19 protein-coding genes are annotated in these 22,298 nt (G+C 69.4%); 9 read left to right on the top strand and 10 right to left on the bottom strand.

What is annotated here, in order from left to right:
* The first annotated feature begins 15 nt into the window (after positions 1-15).
* Genes BLR75_RS10190 through BLR75_RS10210 form a run of 5 tightly spaced genes read left to right on the top strand, consistent with a single transcriptional unit; the run spans position 16 to position 7,605 of the window.
* The gene (locus BLR75_RS10190; RefSeq protein WP_084310774.1) at positions 16-3,780 is read left to right on the top strand and encodes a nitrate reductase subunit alpha; all 3,765 of its coding nucleotides are present in this window, start codon (positions 16-18) and stop codon (positions 3,778-3,780) included.
* A complete protein-coding gene (gene narH / locus BLR75_RS10195) occupies positions 3,777-5,333 on the top strand; it encodes a nitrate reductase subunit beta (protein ID WP_084310775.1) in 1,557 nt (518 codons plus the stop codon). Before BLR75_RS10190 ends, narH begins: the two co-directional genes overlap by 4 nt.
* On the top strand, positions 5,326-6,084 hold the full coding sequence (gene narJ / locus BLR75_RS10200; RefSeq protein WP_084310776.1) for a nitrate reductase molybdenum cofactor assembly chaperone: 759 nt from the start codon (positions 5,326-5,328) through the stop codon (positions 6,082-6,084). The genes narH and narJ overlap by 8 nt, the downstream gene beginning before the upstream one ends.
* A gap of 13 nt (positions 6,085-6,097) precedes the next feature.
* A complete protein-coding gene (gene narI / locus BLR75_RS10205; RefSeq protein ID WP_084310777.1) occupies positions 6,098-6,781 on the top strand; it encodes a respiratory nitrate reductase subunit gamma in 684 nt (227 codons plus the stop codon).
* Between the two features lie 11 nt (positions 6,782-6,792).
* A complete protein-coding gene (locus BLR75_RS10210; protein WP_084310778.1) occupies positions 6,793-7,605 on the top strand; it encodes a peptidylprolyl isomerase in 813 nt (270 codons plus the stop codon).
* A gap of 36 nt (positions 7,606-7,641) precedes the next feature.
* Here BLR75_RS10210 and BLR75_RS10215 read toward each other — a convergent pair whose 3' ends face one another.
* From BLR75_RS10215 to BLR75_RS10235, 5 genes are read right to left on the bottom strand one after another with little or no spacing between them, the layout of a single operon-like run.
* Entirely contained in the window at positions 7,642-9,738 is a 2,097-nt protein-coding gene (locus tag BLR75_RS10215; protein ID WP_084310779.1) for a TonB-dependent receptor family protein, read from the bottom strand.
* A gap of 28 nt (positions 9,739-9,766) precedes the next feature.
* Positions 9,767-10,210, bottom strand: a complete 444-nt coding sequence (locus tag BLR75_RS10220; protein ID WP_084310780.1) for a CopD family copper resistance protein — start codon at positions 10,208-10,210, stop codon at positions 9,767-9,769.
* Positions 10,207-10,896, bottom strand: a complete 690-nt coding sequence (locus BLR75_RS10225; protein ID WP_084310781.1) for an ABC transporter ATP-binding protein — start codon at positions 10,894-10,896, stop codon at positions 10,207-10,209. Before BLR75_RS10225 ends, BLR75_RS10220 begins: the two co-directional genes overlap by 4 nt.
* Positions 10,889-11,650: an ABC transporter permease gene (locus BLR75_RS10230; RefSeq protein WP_084310782.1), complete on the bottom strand. Its 762-nt coding sequence runs from the start codon at positions 11,648-11,650 to the stop codon at positions 10,889-10,891. The genes BLR75_RS10225 and BLR75_RS10230 overlap by 8 nt, the downstream gene beginning before the upstream one ends.
* A gap of 2 nt (positions 11,651-11,652) precedes the next feature.
* A complete protein-coding gene (locus tag BLR75_RS10235) occupies positions 11,653-12,540 on the bottom strand; it encodes an ABC transporter substrate-binding protein (protein ID WP_084310783.1) in 888 nt (295 codons plus the stop codon).
* A 160-nt stretch (positions 12,541-12,700) separates the two neighbouring features.
* Between BLR75_RS10235 and BLR75_RS10240 the strand changes: the two genes are divergently transcribed.
* Entirely contained in the window at positions 12,701-13,414 is a 714-nt protein-coding gene (locus BLR75_RS10240; protein WP_084310784.1) for a Crp/Fnr family transcriptional regulator, read from the top strand.
* Positions 13,415-13,427: 13 nt separating this feature from the next.
* Here BLR75_RS10240 and BLR75_RS10245 read toward each other — a convergent pair whose 3' ends face one another.
* A complete protein-coding gene (locus tag BLR75_RS10245) occupies positions 13,428-14,417 on the bottom strand; it encodes an AraC family transcriptional regulator (RefSeq protein ID WP_245726129.1) in 990 nt (329 codons plus the stop codon).
* A 125-nt stretch (positions 14,418-14,542) separates the two neighbouring features.
* Here BLR75_RS10245 and BLR75_RS10250 point away from each other — a divergent pair, with 125 nt between their 5' ends.
* A complete protein-coding gene (locus BLR75_RS10250) occupies positions 14,543-16,150 on the top strand; it encodes an FAD-binding protein (RefSeq protein WP_084310786.1) in 1,608 nt (535 codons plus the stop codon).
* A gap of 138 nt (positions 16,151-16,288) precedes the next feature.
* A complete protein-coding gene (locus BLR75_RS10255) occupies positions 16,289-17,947 on the top strand; it encodes an acetolactate synthase large subunit (protein ID WP_084310787.1) in 1,659 nt (552 codons plus the stop codon).
* Positions 17,948-17,969: 22 nt separating this feature from the next.
* Here BLR75_RS10255 and BLR75_RS10260 read toward each other — a convergent pair whose 3' ends face one another.
* The 4 genes from BLR75_RS10260 to BLR75_RS10275 form a co-directional block, all read right to left on the bottom strand.
* Positions 17,970-19,343, bottom strand: coding sequence for a 4Fe-4S binding protein (locus tag BLR75_RS10260; protein WP_084310788.1), 1,374 nt, complete (start codon positions 19,341-19,343; stop codon positions 17,970-17,972).
* Complete coding sequence (locus BLR75_RS10265) at positions 19,340-20,194, bottom strand: FTR1 family iron permease (RefSeq protein ID WP_084310789.1); 855 nt, start codon at positions 20,192-20,194, stop codon at positions 19,340-19,342. The genes BLR75_RS10260 and BLR75_RS10265 overlap by 4 nt, the downstream gene beginning before the upstream one ends.
* Before the next feature lie 20 nt (positions 20,195-20,214).
* Complete coding sequence (locus BLR75_RS10270) at positions 20,215-20,541, bottom strand: cupredoxin domain-containing protein (RefSeq protein ID WP_084310790.1); 327 nt, start codon at positions 20,539-20,541, stop codon at positions 20,215-20,217.
* Positions 20,542-20,604: 63 nt separating this feature from the next.
* Positions 20,605-21,141: an iron transporter gene (locus BLR75_RS10275; protein ID WP_084310791.1), complete on the bottom strand. Its 537-nt coding sequence runs from the start codon at positions 21,139-21,141 to the stop codon at positions 20,605-20,607.
* Positions 21,142-21,331: 190 nt separating this feature from the next.
* Here BLR75_RS10275 and BLR75_RS10280 point away from each other — a divergent pair, with 190 nt between their 5' ends.
* A complete protein-coding gene (locus BLR75_RS10280) occupies positions 21,332-22,117 on the top strand; it encodes a dienelactone hydrolase family protein (RefSeq protein ID WP_084310792.1) in 786 nt (261 codons plus the stop codon).
* The last annotated feature ends 181 nt before the right edge of the window (positions 22,118-22,298 follow it).

Here is a 22,298-nt window from a genome sequence, read left to right on the forward strand (position 1 = left end):
CCAAGGAGGAGAAACATGAGCTTCTTCATCGACCGCCTGCGCTACCTGGTCAAGCGTCCGCCGGAATTCGCCGGCGGCCACGGCGAAACCCGCGACGAGAGCCGCGCCTGGGAGGACGGCTACCGCCAGCGCTGGCAGTTCGACAAGATCGCCCGCTCCACCCACGGGGTGAACTGCACCGGTTCGTGCAGCTGGAAGATCTACGTGAAGAACGGCCTGGTGACCTGGGAAACCCAGCAGACCGACTACCCGCGCACCCGCCCCGACCTGCCCAACCACGAACCGCGCGGCTGCCCGCGCGGGGCCAGCTACTCCTGGTACCTGTACAGCGCCAACCGCCTGAAGTACCCGATGGTGCGCAAGGCGCTGGTGCAGCTGTGGCGCGAGGCGCTGGCGACCCACAGCGACCCGGTGGAGGCCTGGGCGAGCATCGTCGAGGACCCGCAGAAGGCCAGGCAGTACAAGTCCATCCGCGGCCGCGGCGGCTTCGTCCGCGCCGACTGGGACGAGATGCAGACGCTGGTCGCCGCCGCCAACGTCTACACCATCAAGCAGTACGGCCCGGACCGCGTCGCCGGCTTCTCGCCGATCCCGGCCATGTCGATGGTTTCCTACGCCTCGGGCACCCGCTACCTGTCGCTGATCGGCGGGGTCTGCCTGAGCTTCTACGACTGGTACTGCGACCTGCCGCCGGCCTCGCCACAGGTGTGGGGCGAGCAGACCGACGTGCCCGAGTCCGCCGACTGGTACAACTCCGGCTACATCATCGCCTGGGGTTCCAACGTTCCGCAGACCCGCACCCCCGACGCGCACTTCTTCACCGAGGTGCGCTACAAGGGCACCAAGACCATCGCCATCACCCCGGACTACGCGGAGATTTCCAAGCTCTGCGACGAGTGGATGAGCGCCAAGCAGGGCACCGACTCGGCCCTTGCCATCGCCATGGGCCACGTGATCTTCAAGGAATTCCACCTTGAAAAGCCCAGCGCCTACTTCACCGACTACATCCGCCGCTACACCGACATGCCGATCCTGGTGGAACTGGAGCAGCGCGAGGACGGCAGCCTGGTGCCGGGCAAGCAGCTGCGCGCCAGCGACTTCGACGGCAACCTCGCGCAGGCCAACAACCCCGAGTGGAAGACCGTCGCCTGGGATGAGCGCAGCGAGCGCCTGGTGGTGCCGCGCGGCTCCATCGGCTTCCGCTGGGGCGAAAGCGGCCACTGGAACCTGGAGCCGGTGGACGCCGACGGCCAGGAGGTCAGCCTGCGCCTGTCGCTGCTCGGCCACCACGACGAAGTGGCGCGGGTGGCCTTCCCCTACTTCGGCGGCATCGAGCGCAAGCACTTCCCCAATGTGCCGCTGCGCGACGTCATCTATCACCACGTGCCGGCCAGGCGCCTGAAACTGGCCGATGGCCGCGAGGTGCTGGCCGCCACGGTGTTCGACCTGACCGCCGCCAACTACGGCATCGACCGCGGCCTCGAAGCCACCGTCGGCGGCAGCGGCGCGGACGACGGCGCAACCGCCTACGACCAGCTCAAGCCCTACACCCCGGCCTGGCAGGAGGCGATCACCGGAGTGCCGGCGGCGCAGATGATCCGCATCGCCCGCGAGTTCGCCGAGAACGCCGACAAGACCCACGGCCGCTCCATGATCATCGTCGGTGCCGGGATGAACCACTGGTACCACATGGACATGAACTACCGCGGGCTGATCAACATGCTGATCCTCTGCGGTTGCATCGGCCAGAGCGGCGGCGGCTGGTCGCACTACGTCGGCCAGGAGAAGCTGCGCCCGCAGACCGGCTGGACGCCGCTGGCCTTCGCCCTGGACTGGCACCGCCCGCCGCGGCACATGAACGGCACCTCGTTCTTCTACAACCACTCCAGCCAGTGGCGCTACGAGAAGCTGGAGGTAAGCGAGCTGCTCTCCCCGCTGGCCCGCCCGCAGGACTTCAGCGGCAGCCTGGTGGACTTCAACGTGCGCGCCGAACGCATGGGCTGGCTGCCCTCCGCGCCGCAGCTGGGCATCAACCCGCTGCGCCTGGCCGCCGCCGCCCAGGCCGCCGGCAAGAGCACGGTGGACTATACCGTCGAGCAACTGAAGAGCGGCCAGTTGCGCTTCGCCGCCGAAGACCCGGACAACCCGCAGAACCATCCGCGCAACCTGTTCGTCTGGCGCTCCAATCTGCTCGGCTCCTCCGGCAAGGGCCACGAGTACATGCTCAAGTACCTGCTCGGCACCCGCAACGGCGTGCTCGGCAAGGACCTGGGCGTGTCCGGCAAGCAGAAGCCCGAGGAAGTGGTGTGGAAGGACGACCCCATCGAGGGCAAGCTCGACCTGCTGGTGACCCTGGACTTCCGCATGTCCACCACCTGCCTGTACTCGGACGTGGTGCTGCCCACCGCCACCTGGTACGAGAAGGACGACCTCAACACCTCGGACATGCACCCCTTCATCCACCCGCTCACCGCCGCCACCGATCCGGCCTGGGAAGCGCGCAGCGACTGGCTGATCTACGACGGCATCGCCCGCGCCTTCGCCCGCCTGTGCGTCGGCCACCTGGGCGAGGAGACTGACCTGGTGACCCTGCCGCTGCAGCACGACAGCCCCGGCGAGCTGGCCCAGCCCGAGGTGCGCGATTGGAAGAAGGGCGAGTGCGAACCGATCCCCGGCAAGACCATGCCCTCGCTCATCGAGGTCAAGCGCAACTACCCGGAAACCTATGAGCGCTTCAGCTCCGTCGGCCCGCTGCTGGACAGCATCGGCAACGGCGGCAAGGGCATCGCCTGGCAGACCCAGGAGGAAGTCGACCTGCTCGGCAAGCTCAACTACCGCAAGCTCGACGGCTCCGCCGAGGGCCGGCCGAAGATCGCCTCGGCCATCGACGCGGCGGAAATGATCCTCGCCCTGGCGCCGGAAACCAACGGCCAGGTGGCGGTGAAGGCCTGGGCGGCGCTGTCCAAGGTCACCGGGCGCGACCACACCCACCTGGCGCGGCCCAAGGAAGAGGAGAAGATCCGCTTCCGCGACCTCGTCGCGCAGCCGCGCAAGATCATCTCCAGCCCCACCTGGTCGGGCCTGGAGGACGAGCACGTGAGCTACAACGCCTGCTACACCAACGTCCACGAGCTGATCCCCTGGCGCACCGTCACCGGCCGCCAGCAGTTCTACCAGGACCACCCGTGGATGCGCGCCTTCGGCGAAAGCCTGATGGTCTATCGCCCGCCGATCGACACCAAGGCCGCCGCCAGCGTCGCCGCGCCGAAGAGCAACGGCAACCCGGAGATCGCGCTGAACTGGATCACCCCGCACCAGAAATGGGGCATCCACTCCACCTACAGCGACAACCTGCTGATGCAGACCCTGTCGCGCGGCGGGCCGATCGTGTGGATGTCCGAGGACGACGCGCGGGCCATCGGCGTGGTCGATAACGACTGGATCGAGCTGTACAACGCCAACGGCGCCATCGCCGCGCGGGCGGTGGTCAGCCAGCGGGTGCGGCCGGGCATGACCATGATGTACCACGCCCAGGAACGCATCCTGAACATCCCGGGTTCCGAACTCACCGGCACCCGCGGCGGCATCCACAACTCGGTCACCCGCGTCTGTCCCAAGCCGACGCACATGATCGGCGGCTACGCCCAGCTTTCCTACGGGTTCAACTACTACGGCACCGTCGGCTCCAACCGCGACGAATTCGTCATCGTGCGCAAGATGCGCAACATCGACTGGCTCGACGGCGAAGGCAACGACTACCAGCAGGAGGCCGTGAAATGAAGATTCGCTCCCAGGTCGGCATGGTCCTGAACCTCGACAAGTGCATCGGCTGCCACACCTGCTCGGTCACCTGCAAGAACGTCTGGACCAGCCGCGAAGGCATCGAGTACGCCTGGTACAACAACGTCGAGACCAAGCCCGGCATCGGCTATCCCAAGGAATGGGAGAACCAGAAGAAATGGAACGGCGGCTGGGTGCGCAACGCCGACGGCACGATCAATCCGCGCATCGGCGGCAAGTGGCGGGTGCTGGCGAACATCTTCGCCAACCCCGACCTGCCGGAGATCGACGACTACTACGAACCCTTCACCTTCGACTACCAGAACCTGCACAGCGCCAAGCAGGGTGAGCACCAGCCGGTGGCGCGGCCGCGCTCGCTGATCAGCGGGGAGCGGATGAACAAGGTGGAATGGGGGCCGAACTGGGAAGAGCTGCTCGGCACCGAGTTCGCCAAGCGGCGCAAGGACATCAACTTCGAGCAGGTCCAGGCGGACATCTACGGGCAGTTCGAGAACACCTTCATGATGTACCTGCCGCGCCTCTGCGAGCACTGCCTGAACCCGGCGTGCGTGGCCTCCTGCCCGAGCGGCGCGATCTACAAGCGCGAGGAGGACGGCATCGTCCTCATCGACCAGGACAAGTGCCGCGGCTGGCGCATGTGCATCAGCGGCTGCCCGTACAAGAAGATCTATTACAACTGGAAGAGCGGCAAATCCGAGAAGTGCATCTTCTGCTACCCGCGCATCGAGACCGGCCAGCCCACCGTCTGCTCGGAAACCTGCGTGGGCCGCATCCGCTACCTCGGCGTGCTGCTCTACGACGCCGACCGCATCGAGGAAGTGGCGGCATCGAAGGATGACCGCGACCTCTATCACCGCCAGTGCGAGATCTTCCTCGACCCCAACGATCCGGACGTGATCGCCCAGGCGCGCAAGGACGGCATCCCCGACAACGTGATCGCCGCCGCGCAAGCCTCGCCGGTGTACAAGCTGGCCATGGACTGGAAGCTGGCCCTGCCGCTGCACCCGGAATACCGCACCCTGCCGATGGTCTGGTACGTGCCGCCGCTCTCCCCCATCCAGTCCGCCGCCGAGGCCGGCCACGTGGAGTTCGACGGCGTCCTGCCGAAGGTCGAGTCGCTGCGGATTCCGGTGCGCTACCTGGCCAACATGCTCACCGCCGGCGAGGAAGAGCCGGTGGTGCTGGCGCTCAAGCGGCTGATGGCGATGCGCGTGTACATGCGCGCCAAGCACGTGGACGGCACCCTGAACACCGAAGTGCTGCAGCAGGTCGACCTGAGCCAGCGGCAGGTGGAAGAGATGTACCGCTACCTGGCGATCGCCAACTACGAGGACCGCTTCGTCATCCCCACCGGCCACCGCGAGCACCTTCCCGAGGCCTATGCCGAACGCTCCGGCTGCGGCTTCACCTTCGGCGACGGCTGCAATGGCGGCAACAGCCAGGTCAGCCTGTTCGGCGGGCGCAAGCAGACCACCACGCTGGTCAAGCCGGTGCAGACCTTCGACCCGGTGGAGGACAGCCGCCATGGGTAACTACGAACCTTACGGCGGGCCGACGGTGGGCCTGCTCAGCCTGCGCGTGCTGGCGCGGCTGCTCGACTATCCCGGCGCCGAACTGCAGGCCGCCAGCGCCGAGGCGATCGCCATCCTCGACGCCGAGGAGCGCCTGCCCGCCCCCCTGCGCGCGCAGCTGACCCAGTGGTGCCGTGAGCTGGCCGCCGGCGACCTGCTCGACCTGGAGGAAGCCTACGTCGAACTCTTCGACCGCGGCCGCGCCACCTCGCTGCTGCTGTTCGAGCACGTCCACGGCGAATCCCGCGACCGCGGCCAGGCCATGGTCAACCTGCTGGCCGAGTACGAGGCCGCCGGGTTCCAGCTCGACGCCCGCGAACTGCCGGACCACCTGCCGCTGTTCCTGGAGTACCTGTCCACCCGCGACCACGGGGAGATCGGCCAGTGGCTGGGCGACATCCAGCACATCCTCGCCCTGCTGGCCGCGCGGCTGGAGGAACGCAACACCCGCTACGCGCTGGTGCCGCGCGCCCTCCTTGCGCTGATCGGCGCCACCGACGCCATCGACGAGCAGCGCCCCGTCGTCGCCGAGGAGAAACCGGACAACACGCCCCAGGCACTGGACGCGGTGTGGGAGGAAGAAGCGGTGCGCTTCAACGCCGAGACCGACAAGGACTGCAGCCTGCAGTCCGCCGAGGGACGCCGCCTGGCCGAGCGCAAGCGCGAGGCCATTCCCCAGGTCATCCAGATCATGCCGTCCGGCACCCCGTAAACGGAGGCTCATCATGCTCGCGGACTACCTGTTCCACTTCATCTACGGCATCTATCCCTACCTCGCCGGCGCGGTGTTCCTGCTCGGCAGCCTGATGCGCTACGACTACGGCCAGTACACCTGGAAGACCGGCTCCAGCCAGATGCTCTCGAGCAAGAACATGCGCCTGGCGAGCAACCTGTTCCACATCGGCATCCTGGCGATCTTCTTCGGCCACCTGATCGGCCTGCTGACGCCGCACTGGGTCTACGCGCCATTCATGTCCGCCGGCAGCAAGCAGCTCATGGCCATCGTCTTCGGCGGCGTGGCGGGGGTGCTCACCGCGATCGGCGGCGGCATGCTGCTCTGGCGCCGCCTGTTCAACCCGCGGGTACGCGCCTCGTCCAGCGTGATGGACAACCTGATCATCGCCCTGCTGCTGCTGCAGGCGATCCTCGGGCTGATCACCATCTTCGCCTCGCTGCACCACCTGGACGGCGGCATGATGCTGGCGCTGGCCAACTGGGCGCAGGCCATCGTCTACTTCCGTGGCGACGCGGCCGGCTTCCTGGTCGGGGCACCGCTGATCTTCAAGCTGCACATCCTCGTCGGCCTGACCATCATCCTGCTGTTCCCCTTCACCCGCCTGGTGCACGTCTGGAGCATTCCGCTGGGCTACTTCGCCCGCAACTACCAGATCGTCCGGCGGCGCAGCTGAGGAGTACCGACATGGACATGATCGCGGTCGAGAACCTGCCCAGCGGCCCGGCGCCGGTGATCCGCGTCGGCGACACGCTGCTCAGCGAAGCCGACATCGCCCGGGAGACGCCCTTCCACCCCTCCCCGTCGCTGGCCGAAGCCCAGCTCAGTGCGGTCCGCGCCCTGGTGGTGCGCGAACTGCTGGCGCAGCGCGCGGCCATGCTCGGCCTGACGGCGGGCAGCGAAGGCACGGACGACCAGGCCGTGGCCGTCCTGCTGGAGCGCGAACTGAGGGTCCCGGAACCGGACGAAGCCGCCTGCCGCCGCTACTTCGAGGCCCATCGCGAGCGCTTCTCGGAGCCGACCCGGCTGCGCGTCCGGCACATCCTGCTGCCGGCCGCGCCGGAGGACGCCCGCGCCCGCGATGCGCACTACCGGCTGGGCGAGAAGCTGCTGCGCGAACTGCGCGAGCACCCCGAGCGCTTCACCGAACTGGCCCAGCGGCATTCCGCCTGCCCGTCGAAGGACGAAGGCGGCGACCTCGGCTGGCTGACCTCCGGCCAGACCGTCGCCGAACTGGACCAGGCGCTGCAGCGGCTGCCGGTGGGCCTGTACGAGCGCCCGCTGGCGTCGCGCTACGGCTGGCACCTGGTCAGCGTCGACGAGCGCCAGGAGCGCAAGGCCCTGCCCTACACCCAGGTGGAGCAACGGGTGCGGCACTGCCTGCGCGAGGAATCCACCCGCCACGCCCTGCGCCAGTACCTGCTGGCGCTGGAGACGGAGTTCGGCGTCGAGGGCTTCAGCCTCGCCGAGGACCCGAGCGCCCCGCCGGCCTCGCGCTGATCCGCCCGGGAAAACCCGCCGGGCGGGTTTTCCCCTTCAGAAGCGATAATCCATGCCGACGCTCAGGCTCCGGCCGTTGCCGCTGAGGAAGGTCGGCTGGCTGGCATCCGCGCGATTGCGGATCACGTAGCTGCTGGCATAGGTCTTGTCCGCCAGGTTGTCGCCCTGCACGTAGACGCTCAGCCCCTCGCTGGCCTTGTAGCTCGCCTTGAGCCCCCAGAGCGCATAGGCGTCCTGGTAGTTGTTGCGGGTGTTGGCATGGTCGGTCGGGGTGTCCTGGGGCAGCCAGCGCAGGTTCGGGCCGGCGCTCCAGGGGCCGCGGCGGTAGAGCAGTTCGGCGGCCCAGAGCTGGCGCGGCACGCCGGCGATGCGGTTGCCCTGGAACTCGCCGCCACGGAAGCGGAAGTCGCTGAAGGTCCACGCCACCCGGTAGGCCAGGTCGCCGCCGATGCTGGCCGCGGTCGGCAGCAACCCGTTCAGCCCCGCCTCCACGCCACGGTGGCGGGTGCGCGAAGCGTAGTTGTAGGTGCCCACCTTGACGCCCAGGCTGTCGCTGGTGGAGATCAGCTCATCGTCCACCTCGCTCTGGTACAGGCTGACGGTCCAGTCGGTCAGGGCGATGCGCCCCGCGCCGCCGATCTCGTAGGTGGTGGCGCTCTGCACATCGAGGTCGACCAGTTGCGCCCTGGCCAGGGCCGGTGCGACCGGCGGCACCTCGGCGGAGACGATTTCCCAGAAGGTCGGCGCCTCGTGGCTGCGGCTGACGTTGGCGTACCAGCGCTGCCGTTCGCTGGGCGTCCAGACCAGGCCGAGCTTGGGCGTGGCGAAGTTCCAGCCCTGGTCCAGGTGCCCGGCGCCATCGCGGGAACTGGCATCGCGGCTGACGTCGCTCCACTTCACCTCGGTCACCAGCGTCCAGTCCTGCGCCAGGCGCCAGTCCAGGCCGAGCAGCAGGTCGAGGTTGGAGGCGTCCAGGTCGAAGTTGCCGAAGCGCTGCATGCGGCTGCCGTTCTGCGGGTTGTTGGCATACAGCTCGCGGGTCATGTCGCTGTAGGCCCAGCTGGCGCCCAGGCGGTAGCCGAACAGCCGCTGCTCGCCTTGCAGCGTCCATTGCGCGCCGAGGGTGTCGCTGTCGGTCAGGGTGTGGCTGAGCGGGTCGGTGAAGTCGTCCTGGGTGTTCTGCCCGTAGACGCCGAAGCTCTGCTCCCAGCCGGCGCCGCTCCACAGGGTGCGGTTGGCCAGGCGCAACTGCTGGGTGTCGCGGTGCGGATCGCGCTTGTAGACGTTCAGCAGGCGGTCCTGCGGGGTGTTGCCGTCGCCCAGCACGTCGCGCGGATGCTCCTCCAGGCGCGCCTTGGTGATGACGTTGGGGATCTCGAAGGTCAGGTCGCTGTAGGACAGGTAGCTGCGGTTCTGCACGCCATCGCCCAGGTCGAGGCCGAAGTTGCCCTGCGCCACGGTGCGGTGGGACGCGGAGTGGTGGCGATAGCCGTCGTACTGGTCATGGCTGACGCTCAGCCGCGCATCGCGCCCGCCCTCCTCCACCCCGGCGGCGGCCTGCAGGCCCTGGCGGCCGAAGCTGCCGGCTTCCAGGCGTACCCGGCCGGCTTCGTCGGCGCCGGTCAGCGAGTTGAAGTCGAGCTCACCGCCCAGGGTGGTGGCGCCGGGGCTGCCGGCGTTGGCGCCGCGCCGGGCGCTGATCCACGCGGCGTTGCGCGGCTCCAGCAGGCCGATGACGAACGAGCCGTCGGCCTCGTTGAGCGGCAGGCCGTCCTGCAGCAGCAGCACGCCGCGGTTCACCGGGTTGCTCTGGATGCCCGAGCCGCGGATGTTCAGGCGCGGCTGGTCGGTGCCGCCGAAGAAGTCCTGGATGACCAGGCCGGGCTGGTAGTCCAGCGCGTCGCGCAGGGTCGCCAGGCGCGTCTCCTGCTGCGGCTCGGCCAGGTTGGTGCCGCCCGGCACGCGGGCCAGGCGCTCGCGCTCCGCCTCGGCCGGGAGGCGGACCGGCACGGGGCGCTTTTCGCTGATCTGCATCGGCTCCAGCTCGACCCGGTCCTCGGCCAGCGCCGACAGGGGCAGCAGGCCGAGGACCAGCAGGGGAAGTGAGAGTTTCGGGTGAAGGGAACGACTCATGGCAAACTCCGTCAGCACAAAATCCGGCTCACCAGCCCAGGTAGAACATGCCCTTGGCCAGCAGCACGATGCCGACCATGTGGGTGAACACGCTCAGGTGAATCCGGCGGAAATAGGTCGAATTCATGCGCCCGCTGAAGAGCAGGAACATGGCGGTGAAGAAGTGCCCGAGCACGCTCAGGGCGAGAAGGATCTTCAGGCTCAGCAAGGTGCCGAAGGAGGACGCCAGCGGGTCGGCCAGCAGCGGCAGGTAGCGCGTCCAGACCATGCCCAGGCCGGCGCTGAACAGCACCAGCAGCACCCAGGGCATCAGCCGCCGCGCGCGCCGGCCGATGCCCTGCTCCACCTCGCGCATCACCGCGGGCGGCACGTGCTTGCGCACGCTCTCCAGGATCAGCACCTCGAAGAACACCGTGCCGATGAAGATCAGCGCGGCGAACAGGTGCAGGGTCAGCAGGATGGGATAGATCATGGCGCGGGTGCCTCCAGGGCCAGCAGGGTCTGATGAAGTACGGTCGCCACCTGGTCGGCGGCGTGGCCGGTGAGATCGAAGGGCCGCAGGGAACCGTCGTTGACCAGCACGAAGCGCTCGACCAGCCCGACCAGTTCGGCCGGATGGTGGCTGACGCAGAGCAGGGCGGCGCCCGAGCGGGCGAGCCAGTCGCGGCAGAGATCGAGCAGCGATTCGCGCAGGGCCGGGTCCAGCGCGCTGAAGGGTTCGTCGAGCAGCAGCAGGTCCGGCTCCACCGAGAGCGCGCGGGCCAGGGCGACGCGCTGGGCCATGCCGCCGGACAGCTGGTTCGGCCAGGCACGCTCATGCCCGGCGAGGCCGACGCGCTCCAGCCATTCGCCGGCCAGGCGGCGGGCCGTCGCCTTGTCGTGGCCAATGGCGCGCAGGGGGATTTCCAGGTTCTCGGCGACCCGGCACCAGGGCAGCAGGCGCGGGTCCTGGAAGGCCAGCACGGCATGCCGGAAGCGGTTTTCCAGCGTGCCGCGACGCGCCTTCAGGGTGCCGGCGGCCAGCCGCAGCAGGCTGCTCTTGCCGGCGCCGCTGGGCCCGAGGATGCCGACCCGTTCGCCGGGTTGCAGGTGGAAGGTGGCGTTGGCGAGCACGAGGCGCTCGCCCATCGCCAGGTCGACGCCGCGCCAGTCAAGCATGGGCGGCCTCCTGCCAGCGGCCCATGCGGCGCTGCAGCGGTTGCAGCAGGACGAACTCCAGCCCCGCCACCAGCAGCAGGATCAGCAGGGTCCAGGCATACAGCCCGGCGCTGTCGAAGGTGCTGCGCGCATTGGCCAGGGCGAAGCCGGCGCCGCTTTCCGCGCCCAGCACCTCGGCCATCACCACCAGGCGCACGCCGCCGCAGGTGGCGATCAGCAGCGCCGCGCCCAGTGGCGCGGTCAGCGCCGGAATGTAGAGCCGGCGCAATTTCTGCCAGGGACTGAAGCGGTAGACGCGGGCCATTTCCAGCAGGCCGCGGTCGACCATCAGCATGCCCTTGACCGTGTTCACGTACATGCCCGGCGCCAGCATCAGCACGCTGATCAGCACCACCATCGCCGAACCCAGCCCGACCCAGAGCATGGCCAGCACCACGACCACCACCGGCGGCACCGACATCAGCAGCCAGCGCAGCGGCTCCAGCAGCCCGCGCACGCGGCCGTCCAGCCCGGCCAGCAGGCCCAGGCAGAAGCCCAGCAGGCAGCCCAGGCCGACGCCCAGGGCGATGCGCAACAGACTGGCGCCGGCGTGCAGGCGGAAGTCCGCCTCGAACGGCAGCCGTCCCATCGCCTGCAACGTCTGCAACGGGGTCGCCATGAGCAGCGGCCCCAGGCGCATGGCCAGCAGTTGCCAGCCAAGCAGCAGCAGGAGTCCGCCCAGCAGGGCCCAGCGTCGTGAAGTGGCTCGGCTCATGCTCATGGCCCGTAGAAGCTGGCGGGCGGCATGGCGCCGCCGATGGCCTGCGGGTGGCGCTCGGCGATCAGGCCGAACAGGGCTTCCAGCGAGGCGCGCGCCGCGCTGGCGGGGCGGCTTTCCAGGCGGGTGACGCGGATCGACTCCTCGACGGCCTCCACCGGCAGGTGCGGCAGATGCCGATGGACCAGCTCGGCGCAGTCACGGGGCTGCGCGCTGCACCAGCGCGCCGATTCCGCATAGGCCGCTTCCACCGCGCGCCCCAGGTCGCTGTCATGGGCTCGCTTGGCACTGGTCATCAGCCCCGCCTGGGGCAGCTCGGGCTGCCGGGGGAAGGCCTGCCGCCAGGCGCTTTCCAGGCTCTGCACGCGGTACAGCGGCGCGCCGCCCCGGGTCCGGTTGCGCCACAGCAGCAGCGACACCGCCGGTTCCACCAGCAGGGCATGCTCGGCGCGGCCGGCCAGCAGCAGCGCCTGGGCGTCCTGGCCGTCGCGCACCGGGCGCAGGGTCAGGTCCCGGCCCGGCTCTAGGCCATGGCTGAGCAGCAGTTCGTCGATCAGGATCGCCGGCAGGTCGCGCTGGAACGGCAGCACCACGTCCTTGCCGGCCAGGTCGGCGAAGCCCTTCACCTGCGGGTCGCGGCTGACCAGCCAGATGATGCCCCACACCGAGACGTTGAGCAGCCGCACCGGCAGGCCACGCCCGGCCATCAGGGCCGGCAGGTTGACCGGCGCCGCGCTGTAGTCGATTTCGTCGTTGGCCAGCAGCACGCGCAACTGGTCGGGGTTCTGCCAGAGGCGGAACTCGACGCGCCCGGCGTGCTCCTTCAGCGCGCCGGTCTCGACCATGTGCAGCAACGGGAAGCTGACCACGGCGGCCGGCCCGGCCAACCGCAGGACCGGCTCCCCGGCCGCTTCGACGGGCGCTGTGAAGACGGCACAGGCCGCCAGGAGAATGGAAGCCAGCCGCTGGGCGGTCCACCGATTGATAGATATGCGAATAAGTCTTATCTTCATTCGCACATCATCACAGCCAGCGCGTCAGTCACGAATGACAAATGTTAAGTTCGGGCCGGATCGTCTCGAATGCCGGCAACTGCTCGGCTCGATCCCCCTGTTCGCCGACCTGCCCGCCGACCTCATGGCGACCCTCACCGCCTCGGCCAGCCACCTGCGCGCCGAGGCGGGAAGCATGCTGTTCCGCGAAGGCGATCCGGCCGAGCATTTCCTGCTGGTGCGGCGCGGCTGCGTGGAAATGGTGCGCTTCACCAGCGATGGCGATGAGCGCGTGTTCCAGCTGTTCCGCGAAGGACAGCTGATCGCGGAAGCGGCCATGTTCATGCCCCACGGGCGCTACCCGATGAATGCCCGCTGCCAGTGCCCCGGCGAGTTCTACCGCCTGAGCCGCACGGCGCTGCGCAAGGCCTGCGAGAGTCACCCGCCGCTGGCCATGCGCATGCTGGAGAACCTCAGCCTGCGCCTGTACCGCCAGGTCAACGAAGTCGACTGGCTGACCGCCAGTTCGGCATCACAACGCCTGGCGGCCTACCTGCTCGCCCTGCACCGGCGCCAGGGGCAGAACCTCAGCCTGCCGATCAGCCAGCGGCAGCTCGCCACCCACCTGGGCATCCGCCCCGAGTCGCTCAGCCGCCTGCTGTCGGACTGGCAGCAGTCCGGACGCATCCGCGGCCGCCTGCGCCAGTGGGTCCTGTGCGACCTGCCCTACCTGCAACAGTTGGCGAGCGCCGCGGTGCGCGCCTTCTGAGCGAAAAGGCCGACTAAGGGGCGCCGGCCGCCTGCCGCCGCCATTGCGCGGGCGTCATCCCGGTCCAGCGCTTGAATGCCCGCCAGAAGGTGCTGGGCTCGGCGAAGCCCAGACCCTGCCCGATGTCCGCCAGCGCCTGCGAGCTATTGGCCACGGCGTGCAGCGCGGCGTCCCGGCGGGCCTCGTCGAGCAGGCTGGAAAAGTCCAGCTGCCGCCGCTGCATGCGCCGCGCCAGCGTGCGCGGGCTCAGGCCCAGCGCCTCGGCGGCGCGATCGCGGGTCGGAACCTGCCCGTACAGCTGCGAATCGATCCAGCGCCGCAGGTCCTGGACCAGCACCTCCGGCGGGGACAATGCCGCCAGGCGCGCCGCCGCGTATTCCTGGTGGATGCGGGCCAGCTGGGCGTCGGCCTGGGGCAGCGGCGCATCCAGCACGGCGTTGTCGATCAGCACGCCGCTGAAGGCCTGGTCGAACTCCACGGGGCAGCGGAACGCCGCGTGGTAGCCCGCCATCGGCCCCACCGCGCCCTGGCTGAACTGCACCTTGAGCGGACGCAGGAAAGTCCCCGAGATCCAGTGCGCGAGGGCCACCACGGAGGCCAGCACGGCTTCGATCTGGTGCGGGCTGAACGGCAGCCGCCCCTGGCGCGGGTGATACACCAGCCAGCTGGACTGCGCCCCGGGAAGCATCTGCAGGCGCCCGCCGTCGCTGATCAGGCGCTGGTACTTCTGCACCACGGCGATGGACTCGCGCAGGGTGGGCGCCGACTGCAGCAGGTAACTGACCGCATTGAAGCTGGCGGGGCCGACCAGCGCTCCCGCCTTCAGGCCGAACCCCGGATCCCCCGTGACCCGCGCCGCCGCGCACCACAGCCGGGTGATGTGATCGATCGGCCAGCGCTCGCGCGCCATCTCGGTCAGCGGAATGCCGGCGGCCCCGAGCAGCGCATCGCGCTCCACGCCCTGGCGCTGCGCCGCGCCCAGGACGGTATTGACCCAACTCATGGAAACGCTGGCCTGCAAGGTCAATTCCTCTGTCCTCCAAAGTCAATCTGCGCGGATCATAAGCAGCTATCGTCGTGCCCGACAAGGCGCCCTCCGGGAGCGCGATAACAAGAGGATCGACAACCATGACCCTGCAATCGGACCTGCTGGTGGTCGGCGGCGGACTGGCCGGCATCGTCACCGCGCTGGAGGCCCTGCGCGCCGGAAGGCGCGTCACCCTGGTCGACCGCGACACCCCCGAGCGCTTCGGCGGGCTGGCCCTGTGGGCCTTCGGCGGCATGGCGCTGGTGGGCACGCCGCTGCAGGCGCGCATGGGCATTCCCGATACCCCGGAGGTGGCGCTGCGCGACTGGCTGCGCTTCGGCGAACTGCCGCCGGACGACGAATCCTCCCTGCAGTGGGCGCGTCATTACGTGGAGCACTCGCGTTCCCGGGTCTACGACTGGCTGCTGGGCGAAGGCGTGAAATTCATGCCGGCGGTGAACTGGGTCGAGCGTGGCCTGCAGGGCGAAGGCAACAGCCTGCCGCGCTACCACATCGTCTGGGGCACGGCGCGCGAGCTGACCCGGCGCCTGATCGCCGCCCTGCATGCCGCCGACAGCGGCGGCCGCCTGCGCCTGCTGCACCGCCACCGCATCACCACCCTGGATCACCACGCCGGCAGGCTGCACGGCGCCGTGGCGGTGTGCGAGGACAGCGGCGCCGAGGTCCGCCTGCAGGCGCCGGTGGTGGTGCTGGCGATGGGCGGCATCAACGGCGGCCACGAGCAGACCCGCGCCAACTGGCCCTCGCAGCGCCCGCTCCCGGCCAGCCTGCTCAACGGCGCGCATCCCCATGCCGACGGCCGCCTGCACCACTGGGTCGCCGGGCACCTGGGCGGGCAGATCCGCCACGCCGGGGAGATGTGGAACTACGCCGCCGGCTTCCCGCACCCCTATCCGCATTTCGAGGGGCACGGGCTCTCCACCATTCCCTGCAAGTCCGCCCTGTGGCTGGACCACAGCGGCCGGCGCATCGGCCCGCAGCCGCTGGTCACCGGCTTCGATACCCACTGGCTGTGCCAGCGCGTGGCCGAGCAGGAGAAGCCCTGGACCTGGCACCTGCTGAACTGGCGCATCGCGGCCAGGGAGTTCGCCATTTCCGGCGCCGAGCACAACCCGCGCATCCGCGACCGGCAGTTCCCCGCCTTCCTCTGGGAAACCCTGTTCGGCAACCACCGCCTGGTTAGGCAGATGCAGCGCGAGAGCCGGCATTTCCTGGTGGACGACAGCCTCGCCGGGCTGGCCGCGAAGATGAACGCGCTGACCTGCTCGCTGGACGTCGACCCGGCCGTGCTGCAGGCCACCGTCGACGCCTTCGACGCCAACTTCGCCGCCGGCGGCCGGCTGCACAACGACGACCAGATCCGCCGCATCCTGCATGCCCGCCAGTGGGGGCCGGACCGTCTGCGCACCTGCAAGCCGGCGCCGCTGCAGAAGCCCGGCGCCGGCCCCTTCATCGCCATCCACGCGCAGCTGATCTCGCGCAAGAGCCTGGGCGGCCTGCGCACCGACCTGCACAGCCGCGTACTGGATGGCGCCGGCCAGCCCATCGCGGGCCTCTACTGCGTGGGCGAGGCCGCCGGTTTCGGCGGCGGCGGCGCCAACGGCAAGCGCTCGCTGGAAGGCACCTTCCTGCCCGGCTGCATCCTCACCGCGCGCGCCGCGGCCCACAATATCCGCCACGGCGGTTGAGTCGTCCGGCAGGGAAGTACACATGCGCAAACCCGCCTGCCCCGCCACGGCTAGCGACTATCGGGTGGCCGACATCGGCCCCTCCCATCTCGACTCCGTAGCCCGCTGCGCTACGCCCTGACACGCAAGGAGACTCCCATGCCCAACGGCGCTCAAGCCCTGATGAAGACGCTGGTCGATGCCGGAATCGAGGTCTGCTTCAGCAACCCCGGCACCAGCGAAATGCATTTCGTCGCCGCCCTCGACAGCGAGCCGCGCATGCGCGCCGTGCTCGCCCTGTTCGAAGGCGTGGCCACCGGCGCCGCCGACGGCTATGCGCGCATGGCCGACAAACCGGCCGCGACCCTGCTGCACCTGGGCTGCGGCCTGGGCAACGGCCTGGCCAACCTGCACAACGCGCGCAAGGGCAAGGTGCCGGTGGTGAACATCGTCGGCGACCATGCCACCTACCACACCCGGTACGACGCCCAGCTGCAGTCGGACATCGAGACCGTGGCGCGCAACGTCTCGCCGGGCTTCGTGCGCACCTCCACGCGCACCGCCGAACTCTGCGGCGACGCGGTGGAGGCCATCGCCGCCGCCCGCGGCTACCCCGGCCAGGTGGCCACGCTGATCCTGCCGGCCGACGTGTCCTGGGGCGAAGGCGGCCTGCCCTGCCCTCCACCGCCACCGCCCCACGCCGATCCTGCGGACGACGCCTGCGTCGAGGCCATCGCCGAGGCGATCCGCTCGGGCCGCAGGACGGCCCTGCTGCTGGGCGGCCGCGCCCTGCGCGAGGCCGACCTGCTGGCCGCCGCGCGCATCGCCGCGCACAGCGGCGTCAAGCTGCTCGCCGAGGTCTTCCCCACGCGTCTGCAACGCGGCGCGGGGCTGCCGCCGGTCGAGCGCATCGCCTACATGGCCGAAATGGCCGGCGTGCAACTGGCGCAGATCGAGGAACTGATCCTGGTGGACGCCAAGGCGCCGGTGTCCTTCTTCGCCTATCCCGGCAAGAAGAGCTACCTGGCGCCCGAAGGCTGCCGGGTCCACACCCTGGCCACGCCCTCGCAGGACACCACCGCCAGCCTGGAAAAACTGGTTGCCGCCCTCGGCGCCGGCCAGGCCGAGCCCTGGCTGCAACCGGCGCAGCGGCCGGGCCGCCCGCGCGGCAAGCTGACCGCGCCGAAGGTGTGCAAGGCGGTCGGCCACCTGCTGCCGGAGAACGCCATCCTGATCGACGAAGCCATCACCTCCGGGCTGATGCTCTCGGCGATGACGGCGGGAGCGCCGCGCCACGACCTCATCACCCTCACCGGCGGCGCCATCGGCCAGGGCCTGCCCAACGCCATCGGCGCGGCCATCGCCTGCCCCGAGCGGCCGGTGCTGGCGCTGATCGGCGACGGCACGGCGATGTACACCATCCAGTCGCTGTGGACCATGGCGCGCGAGCAGTTGAACGTCACCGCGATCATCTTCAACAACGCGTCCTACTCGGTGCTCAACGTGGAACTGGAGCGCGTCGGCGCGGACCAGGCCGGGCCCAAGGCCAGGTCGCAGCTGGACCTGCGCGGACCCGTGCTGAACTTCGCCCAGCTGGCCCAGGGCATGGGCGTGCACGGGGTTCGCGTGGATACCGCCGAGGACCTGGTGAAGGCGCTGGAATACGCGCTGGCCCAGCCCGGCCCGCACCTGATCGAGGTATTGGTGCCGGAATCGCTCAGCGGCGCCCGGCGCAAGCTGCTGCCCTACCTGCTGCGCGCGCTGCCCAGCCTGCCGCAGCCGGTGGCGGGCGCACTCAAGCGCAAGCTGGCGCCCTGATGTGACCGATGGCGGGGCTGGATCAGTTCCAGCCCCAGAACATCAGCCACCAGCCGCCCAGCACCGGCGCGCAGGCCAGCGCCAGGCACATCAGCACGGCTGGCTGGCGCAGGGGCGCGACGCCGCGCCGGCGGACGATCCGCCAGCCCAGCCACAGCGCCCAGGCGCCGGCGCCCGCCAGCAGCAGGGCCCGCGCCGGCTGCACCCAGGCGAGGGCCAGCCCCTCGTAGCGCAGCAGTTTCACGGTGGTGGCGGAAAGCCCCAGGAACAGCCCGCAGCCGCCCAGCGGAATCAGCGCCTGGGCCAGCTGCGTGTAGAGCGCCCGGCCCTGCCCCGACACCCGGCAGGCCAGGCGCAGCAGCGCCATCAGCCAGCCGCCCATGAGCAGCGCCCAGGCCAGCACGTAGAAGACCAGCACGCCGCCATCGAGCCAGGTGAAGGCATCGTTGTTCTGTGGGTAATGCGTCAGCAGCCACCAGGGCGCGTTGGCCTCCAGCGGCCAGACGATCCCCCGCTCCACCAGCCACTCCGCGCTGGTCTGCTTGAGCGCGATGAACCAGGGACTGAGCGTCCAGTTGAAGGCGCCCATGGCCAGGCCGATCATCCCGAACAGCAGCAGGCGCACGGGCCACCGGTTTTCCGTGCTCTGGCCATGCACGACGATTTCCTCGTTCGGCCAGCGCGGACTCAGGGCCACCGCGCCGCGCTGGCCGCTGCAACGGCCGCAGGCATGGCAGGCGGAATTGCCCTTCATGCGGCGGATGTCGATCAGCGGCGCGCAGTTCGGCGGCGGCAGATGCGGGCCGCAGTTGGCCTGCCAGCGTTCCTCATCGACGCGGAAATGCACCGGCGCCAACCGCGCCAGCAGGCCGAACACGCCGCTGACCGGGCACAGGTAGCGACACCACACCCGCTTGCCGCGCCCGTAGAGAAAGCCCACCAGCATCGCCGCCACGGTCGAGCCGCCGAGAATCAGCAGGGCCGGCCAGGCATAGTCGTAGACGCTGACCAGTTGCCCGTAGAGGGTGGTCAGGCCGAAGGCCACGAATGGCCAGCCGCCCCAGCGCATCCAGCGCGGCACGCCACGTCCGCGGCCGTGCCGGCTGGCCCATTCGCTGAGCGCGCCTTCCGGGCAGAACACCCCGCACCAGAGGCGGCCGAACAGCACCATCGAGAGCAGCACGAACGGCCACCAGATGCCCCAGAAGACGAACTGGGCGAACAGGCCGAGATCGGTGAGGATGCGCGCCTGCCGATCCGGCAGGTCGAGGAAGGCCGGAATCACCAGCAACAGCGCGTAGAACAGCACGATCAGCCACTGGATCGCCCGGATCAGCCGGGCGTGACGGCGCATCCCGTCGCCCAGGCGGGCCAGTCCGGCGGCCAGCGCGCTCATGCCGGCTGCACCTCGGGCGCACGCTCACGCCGCAGGCAGCAGAAGCCGGCCAGCGCCCAGTACAGCGCCAGGGCGAGCACCGCCGCCAGCGACGGCGCCGCACGGTAGCCGGCGAAACCGGCCAGCGTCGCGCCCAGGCCATGACCGTCGCTGAGCAGCGCGGAGGTGTCCCAGAGCGGATCGCCGAACACGCCGTAGACCCATTCCGGCACGTCCATGCCCATCAGTTGCCCGGCGACACGGTCGAGCGCCGCCATCAGCAGGGCGCCGCCCAGCAGCAGCAGGACCACCTCGCTGACCTGGAAGAAGCGCCGCCAGGACATCACCCGGCTGGACAGCTGCAGCACGGCGAAGGTGAGCAGCGCGAGCACGAAGCCCAGCGCCCCGCCGAGGGCGAAGTAGCCCAGCCCGGCGCCCTGCTGCTGCGCGCCGATGCCGTAGAGGAATACCACCGTCTCGCTGCCTTCGCGGGCCACCGCCAGCATCGCCAGCAGCAACAGCCCCCAGCCGCCGCCCTGCTGCATGCTCTGCGCCGCGCTGCTTTCCAGCGAGCGTTTCATGCCGCTGCCGTGGCGGTGCATCCACACCACCATCTGCAGGATCAGCAGGCTGGCGCAGAACACCATCGCCGCCTGGAACCACTCCCCGGCCGGCCCGGCCAGCCATTCGCCGGCGAGCATGAACAGCAGCGCCAGCAGGCAGGCCAGGAGCAGGCCGAGCGCGGTGCCGCCCCAGAGCATGCGCAGGCCGCGCGCCGGGTCGGGGCGGTGGCGCAGCCAGGCGTAGAGGATACCGATGACCAGAAGCGCCTCGACGCTCTCGCGCCAGACGATGAACAGGGACTGCAACATGACGGAGGCCTCGCGAACCGCTACCGGGCGACGATCTCGCCTTGCGGCAGATCCATGTGGAATTCATCGAAGAACGGATAGCGGCCGGGCCGCAGCGGGTGGATCACCACGAAGGAGGTGACGCCCGGCGACAGCACCTTCTCCACCCGCAGCGGCGTGCTTTCGAACTCCGCGGGGCCGCTGCCGTCGTTGCGCACGACGATCTTGAAACGCTGGCCGGCGGGCACCTCCAGGGTGGCGGGGGTGAAGCGCCCGTCGACGATGCTCAGTTCATAGACAGGCAGGGGCGCCGCCTGCAGGACGAGGCTGCAGAGGGCGGCGGGAAGGCAGATCAGGTAGCGGAACATGGCGGGCTCGCTGGCTGTGCGGAGGGAATGCCGCGACCTGCGGGATCGCGGCTGGCAGTCGAATCAGTAGCCACCCTTCTTGCCGATGCCGGCATAGGTGAAGTCGTATTCGACCTTGCACTCCTTGAACCAGGGTGCCACGCCGGTCTCCTTGTCCACATGGCGGCCGAACATGGCGTGGCCGTGCCCGGACGGCGGCAGGATGTTGTAGGTCAGGTGGTACTTGCCCGGGCCGAGCAGCTTGATGTTGTCGCCGTAGTGCGGGCCGTCGCTGGCCACCATGCCGTGGAAATCGCCCTTGAGCACCTGGTCGCTGCCTTCCTTGCGCAACTCGTAGCGCACCTGCAGGTAAGGCACCCAGCTGCCTTCCTGGAAGCCGTTGGCGTTGTCCTCGGTGGCGACGATGTCCGCCTCCAGGTGCACATCGGAATCCGCCGCGGCGCGCATCATCCCCGGCGGGTCCATCTCGATCGGCTGCAGGTAGACGGCCCCGATTTCCATGCCGGGACAGTGCTGCGGTTCGCCGATGGGATATTCCTTGGCCGCCGCCAGCGGGGCGATGCAGGCCAGCAACAGGGGAAGCGCGGGAAGGGTTCGCATGAGGATCTCCTGGGTCGGACGTTGGGTATTCGGGTCTGACCGAGGATTAAAGCCGCACCAGATTTATTGATAATGATTTGTATCAATATTCGCCTGCGCATACCTATTTCGCGCCGGGCGACCACCTCCCCCACCGACAACCCCCGCCCCCTCGTCTACCCTTGTCAGTCTCGTCCAGGAGGGTTTCCGCATGCGCCTATTCACCGTCCTGCTGCTCCTCGGCCTCGCCTTCGGCGCCCAGGCCGCGATCCAGACCAGGGAAATTCCCTACCAGGCCACCGACGGCACGCAGATGATCGGCTACTTCGCCTACGACGACGCGAAGGCCGGTCCGCGCCCGGGCGTGCTGGTGGTGCACGAGTTCTGGGGCCTGAACGACTACGCCAAGCGCCGCGCCCGCGACCTCGCCGCGCTCGGCTACAGCGCCATGGCCATCGACATGTACGGCAGCGGCAAGGTCGGCGCGCACCCCGAGGAGGCCCGCGGCTTCATGCAGGAGGCGCTGAAGAACGCCCATTCGGCCAAGGCGCGCTTCGACGCCGCGCTGGAGCTGCTCAAGCAGCAGCCGCAGACCGATCGCACCAGGATCGCCGCCATCGGCTACTGCTTCGGCGGCCGCGTGGTGCTGGACATGGCCCGCCAGGGCGCGCCGCTGGCCGGCGTGGCCGCCTTCCACGCGCCGCTGGGCACCAATACCCCGGCGCAAGCGGGCGTGGTGAAGGCCAGGGTGCTGGTCGAACATGGCGGCGCCGACAAGCTGGTGCCGGCGGATCAGGTCGCTGCCTTCAAGGCGGAAATGGACAAGGCGAAGGTGGACTACAAGTTCGTCGTCCAGCCGGGCGCCAAGCACAGCTTCACCAATCCGGACGCGGACAGCGCGCACCAGCACCACGGGCTCGATGTGGCCTACGACAAGACCGCCGACGAGAAGTCCTGGGCGGACCTGCAGGCGTTCTTCAAGGAGATATTCGGATAGCGGCGCTACAAATCGCGCGCAAAAAAAACGGGAGCCCATCCGGGTTCCCGCACTCAATCAAGTGTAAAGGCCGGAGATCGCAAAGGGAGCGACACTCCGACAACAACCTCACCTGCGTCCCGAGGGGAACGCAAGGAGAGTGTGTCAAATCCTTTCCGCGACATCCGTAGCGCTTTGGTTT

Source organism: Pseudomonas jinjuensis (genome assembly GCF_900103845.1).
GTDB lineage: Bacteria > Pseudomonadota > Gammaproteobacteria > Pseudomonadales > Pseudomonadaceae > Pseudomonas > Pseudomonas jinjuensis.

Excerpts from the sequence above, each read along its gene's own strand:
- BLR75_RS10190 (WP_084310774.1), top strand. The coding sequence starts at position 16 with ATGAGCTTCTTCATCGACCGCCTGCGCTACCTGGTCAAGCGTCCGCCG.
- narH (WP_084310775.1), top strand. The coding sequence starts at position 3,777 with ATGAAGATTCGCTCCCAGGTCGGCATGGTCCTGAACCTCGACAAGTGC.
- narJ (WP_084310776.1), top strand. The coding sequence starts at position 5,326 with ATGGGTAACTACGAACCTTACGGCGGGCCGACGGTGGGCCTGCTCAGC.
- narI (WP_084310777.1), top strand. The coding sequence starts at position 6,098 with ATGCTCGCGGACTACCTGTTCCACTTCATCTACGGCATCTATCCCTAC.
- BLR75_RS10210 (WP_084310778.1), top strand. The coding sequence starts at position 6,793 with ATGGACATGATCGCGGTCGAGAACCTGCCCAGCGGCCCGGCGCCGGTG.
- BLR75_RS10215 (WP_084310779.1), bottom strand. The coding sequence starts at position 9,738 with ATGAGTCGTTCCCTTCACCCGAAACTCTCACTTCCCCTGCTGGTCCTC.
- BLR75_RS10220 (WP_084310780.1), bottom strand. The coding sequence starts at position 10,210 with ATGATCTATCCCATCCTGCTGACCCTGCACCTGTTCGCCGCGCTGATC.
- BLR75_RS10225 (WP_084310781.1), bottom strand. The coding sequence starts at position 10,896 with ATGCTTGACTGGCGCGGCGTCGACCTGGCGATGGGCGAGCGCCTCGTG.
- BLR75_RS10230 (WP_084310782.1), bottom strand. The coding sequence starts at position 11,650 with ATGAGCCGAGCCACTTCACGACGCTGGGCCCTGCTGGGCGGACTCCTG.
- BLR75_RS10240 (WP_084310784.1), top strand. The coding sequence starts at position 12,701 with ATGACAAATGTTAAGTTCGGGCCGGATCGTCTCGAATGCCGGCAACTG.
- BLR75_RS10245 (WP_245726129.1), bottom strand. The coding sequence starts at position 14,417 with ATGAGTTGGGTCAATACCGTCCTGGGCGCGGCGCAGCGCCAGGGCGTG.
- BLR75_RS10250 (WP_084310786.1), top strand. The coding sequence starts at position 14,543 with ATGACCCTGCAATCGGACCTGCTGGTGGTCGGCGGCGGACTGGCCGGC.
- BLR75_RS10255 (WP_084310787.1), top strand. The coding sequence starts at position 16,289 with ATGCCCAACGGCGCTCAAGCCCTGATGAAGACGCTGGTCGATGCCGGA.
- BLR75_RS10260 (WP_084310788.1), bottom strand. The coding sequence starts at position 19,343 with ATGAGCGCGCTGGCCGCCGGACTGGCCCGCCTGGGCGACGGGATGCGC.
- BLR75_RS10265 (WP_084310789.1), bottom strand. The coding sequence starts at position 20,194 with ATGTTGCAGTCCCTGTTCATCGTCTGGCGCGAGAGCGTCGAGGCGCTT.
- BLR75_RS10270 (WP_084310790.1), bottom strand. The coding sequence starts at position 20,541 with ATGTTCCGCTACCTGATCTGCCTTCCCGCCGCCCTCTGCAGCCTCGTC.
- BLR75_RS10275 (WP_084310791.1), bottom strand. The coding sequence starts at position 21,141 with ATGCGAACCCTTCCCGCGCTTCCCCTGTTGCTGGCCTGCATCGCCCCG.
- BLR75_RS10280 (WP_084310792.1), top strand. The coding sequence starts at position 21,332 with ATGCGCCTATTCACCGTCCTGCTGCTCCTCGGCCTCGCCTTCGGCGCC.